General features: G+C 41.7%; 3 protein-coding genes. 1 reads left to right on the top strand and 2 read right to left on the bottom strand.

Features of this window, described 5'->3' with window-relative positions:
* Nucleotides 1-482: 482 nt before the first annotated feature.
* Nucleotides 483-1316 (bottom strand): exodeoxyribonuclease III, encoded by an 834-nt coding sequence (locus AOQ57_RS00100; protein WP_093623992.1) that lies wholly within the window; start codon nucleotides 1314-1316, stop codon nucleotides 483-485.
* 291 nt (nucleotides 1317-1607) lie between these two features.
* Nucleotides 1608-1901 carry a hypothetical protein gene (locus AOQ57_RS00105; RefSeq protein WP_093623988.1) on the bottom strand — a complete coding sequence of 98 codons (294 nt, stop codon included), beginning with the start codon at nucleotides 1899-1901 and terminating at the stop codon, nucleotides 1608-1610.
* Between the two features lie 295 nt (nucleotides 1902-2196).
* Here AOQ57_RS00105 and AOQ57_RS00110 point away from each other — a divergent pair, with 295 nt between their 5' ends.
* Entirely contained in the window at nucleotides 2197-3432 is a 1236-nt protein-coding gene (locus AOQ57_RS00110) for an RNA-guided endonuclease TnpB family protein (protein ID WP_093623990.1), read from the top strand.
* Nucleotides 3433-3598 lie beyond the last annotated feature (166 nt).

Raw genomic sequence — 3598 nt, forward strand, 5'->3', positions numbered from 1 at the left:
TAAGTTATCTCGATGACGGTTTTAATTGTATCATATCACCAGTTGTAAGTCAACAAGTTTTTAAAATTTGTTTTTTAACCGCTTGTCTATTCTTGCAATTGACAACTTTTATATGATACCAAATTGTTAACTTGTCGTCAAGCAACAATTTTAATTTTATCTTGTCATCACCAGCGCTTTGCCGTGACAACGGTATATAACTATACTCATTTTCCTTAATTTCGTCAAGCACCTAAATTAACTCCAATCCTTCCTCGCTTTCTAAAAATCAACCTCTTAGCCTTAATCACCGAACGGTACCCACCACGTACCGAATTTTCAACCGTTATCATTACCCGTTTATATGACCAAACATGAACTCATATTCAATAATTGTTCGGTAAATTTTTCTAGAACTTTTTATCTTTCACCCCCTTAAAGGGCGTAAAAATACCCCTAGCTGCCTCTAAACAGGTACCTAAGGGCGCTACTAATTTAAATAATTACTTAGCCAATTCAATTTCCAACTGAATTGGAGCATGATCACGGCGATCACCAGAGTCAATCATTGTTGATGAAACCACTTGGTCAGCAAGTCGATCACTGACCAACCAGTAATCGATCCTCCATCCCGAATTGTTTACTTTACTAGTCACCGCTCGCTGGGCCCACCATGAATAGGCCCCGGTTTCGTTCGGATGCAGGTAACGGAAAGAATCCGTAAAGCCCGCTTTTAAGAGGGCCGTGAACTTATTCCGCTCCTCGTCAGTGAAGCCAGCCGAGTGATGATTATTGGCCGGGTGAGCCAAGTCGATTTCTTCGTGGGCCACATTAAAGTCACCGCTAGCAATCACCGGCTTTTGTTGATCCAAGCCTGCCAAGTACTCACGGTAACGATCATCCCACTCCTGACGCTCAGCCAAACGCTTCAGGCCCGTCCCTGAGTTAGGGGTGTAAACTTCGGTTAGGTAAAAGTCCTCAAACTCAAGGGTGATAATTCGCCCCTCTTCGTCCATTGGTTCTGGGGCCCCAATCACGGGGTAGGTTACCGTTGGGACCAATTTTTCTTTATATAGGTACATCGTTCCCGCGTACCCCTTACGCGCCGGTTCAACTGAAGACCGCCACACCATCTTATATTCTTCAAATAGGTCCGCTAAGATCCCTTGGTGCTTTTTGGTTGGACCATTCTTTGACAGTTTCGTTTCTTGAATGGCGATTACGTCTGGATCAGCCGCCTTAATCTTTTCTAGCACCGTCCGGGTTTCTTCGGCCCGGGCAGACGTCCCCGTTAAAGCGGCGTTGATTGAATCAATATTCCATGAAATAAAGCGCATCATCTCGCGTCCCCTTTTTCTTTGATTGCTTCATTATACCGCGAATTTACTCCGCATGCCCCACCGCGCCTATTCTCCAGTGAATAAGGCTTTTTCTTTTGAATCGCTGGCGCCCTTATCATGGTGGTAGGATCCTTCCAATGCTAAATAAGTTCCCCAAATAATAAGACAAACACCCACCCGTCGGTATGACAGAGTGGGCGTTTTACATACCTGTTCATAAAAGCACGCGTTAATATTGCTTACTCACCAGCGTAGGATCGCGGTAAAGATTCTCTTAACTCAATTTTTTTAATATTCCTCAGTATGAAGACCACTCACTAGCACTAATAGCACCAAACAAATGCCCCCGCCACACAACATGGCTATCATTTCCTGATTAACTGTTAAGCGACTTCCGTGAATCCTTAAGCCAATCCCTAACTGCTTAATCAGTTCACTGCGTCCCTGTGACGGGACATTATCGTTAATGAGATCTTTCATCCAGATCTGACGATAAGCCGCTGCAGCATACGCAGAGGGGAATAACTTAATCAATTTTTGCATTATATCCGGCATTAACCCCAACGGTTGATAGGTTGCCACTAAAAAACCACTTAGTGTACTGACAATTGCCGACCACCGACCAAATACATCATGTTGATGAATAAATGATACGATTACTTCGTTTAATAGCGTGATTGCTACCGTATTGCATAAGGTAATTAGAATTAAGGTTGGCCACTGCTTCATTGATATATTATGGGCTGGATACCCGTCACTTTAGTGATGGGAGGAAAGCCCCCACTCAAGCACCTACGGTGCTTCTTTTTTGACCTTTTCCCTTTTTTCACATCTAAATATGATATAATAGATGTATGAAGAAAGTGAGGTGAACCTAATGCAGCAAGCTGTTACTATCAAGTGCAAATTAAAGTTACAGTCATCACTAGATGAAGCGGTTTTAGTTAAATCCTTAGAACAATATCGACAAGCATGTAACACAGTTTCCCAATATATGTTTGACCATAATTTTGAGATGGCACAAGCAAAGTTAAACAAGGCATTGTATCACCGGTTGCGAAATGATTATGGATTAAAAGCACAAATGGCTCAATCGGCGATCCGTAATGTCGTTGCTCGTTATCGAACGGTTAAAACACAGTTAACTCAAAAGCCTTATCGTTATAATACTGGAGAGCAAGATCAATACGGCAACGATATTTGGAAAAGTGAGCCTCGTACTCTAGATTGGTTATGGTATCCCATTAACTTTAAACGTCCTCAGTTAGACTTGCAGCGTAATCGTGATTGGTCGCTTAAAGATAATCATATTATGTCTATCAATACAATTAATGGACGTATAAAAGCACTATTTACCTGTCAAGGATTCGATCAATATTTAGATGGCACTTGGCAATTTGGTATGGCTAAGATTCTCCATATTGGCAATAAGTGGTACATGCACATTAGTGCAACGAAAGAGCTGCCAGATTACCAAAAGAAACAATCGCAGCATGTGGTTGGTATTGATCGAGGATTACGATTTTTAGCGACCGTCTATGATGAACAAGGAAAAACATTGTTTTTCCAAGGTCAAGAAGTGCTACGCAAACGACGCAAATTCAAGCAATTACGTCAAAAACTACAAAGCAAGGGGACTAAATCTGCTAAACGTCGCTTAAAGAAAATCGGTCAACGAGAGAACCGCTGGATGACTGATATTAATCATCAGTTATCAAAGACACTCGTTAATCGTTATGGAACTAATACTCTCTTTGTTTTGGAAAATCTAGTTAATGTACGATTCGCAACTGAAAAAGTAGCAAAAGCAAAACGTTATGAACAGGTATCCTGGGCTTTCTATCAATTAGCACAGTTCTTGACCTACAAGGCTCATTTAACTGGAAGTGAAGTAGTTCAAGTTTCGGCTAAATACACGAGTCAACGCTGCCCAAAATGTGGTCGTATTTACAAAAATAACCGTAATCATCAGCAACATTTGTACATGTGTGATCGCTGTGGCTATCAATCCAATGATGATCGCATCGGCGCTATGAACATCCAACTTCTAGGCACGCAATATATTAGCGGCAATGAACGCCCATCTTTTAGTAAATTAACAGCTAATGAGTAAATCTCGTTAGTTAAACGGGTGCCGTCAACCACCCGATGATGTAGCCACACCATGAAGAAGCACGTTAGTGCGTTACTACTTCTAAGCCTGTCTCTTATACACATCTCCGAGCCCACGAGACCTCTCTACATCTCGTATGCCGTCTTCTGCTTGAAAAAAAAAAAAA

It is taken from the genome of Limosilactobacillus gorillae, from assembly GCF_001293735.1.
GTDB classification, from domain to species: Bacteria; Bacillota; Bacilli; order Lactobacillales; family Lactobacillaceae; genus Limosilactobacillus; species Limosilactobacillus gorillae.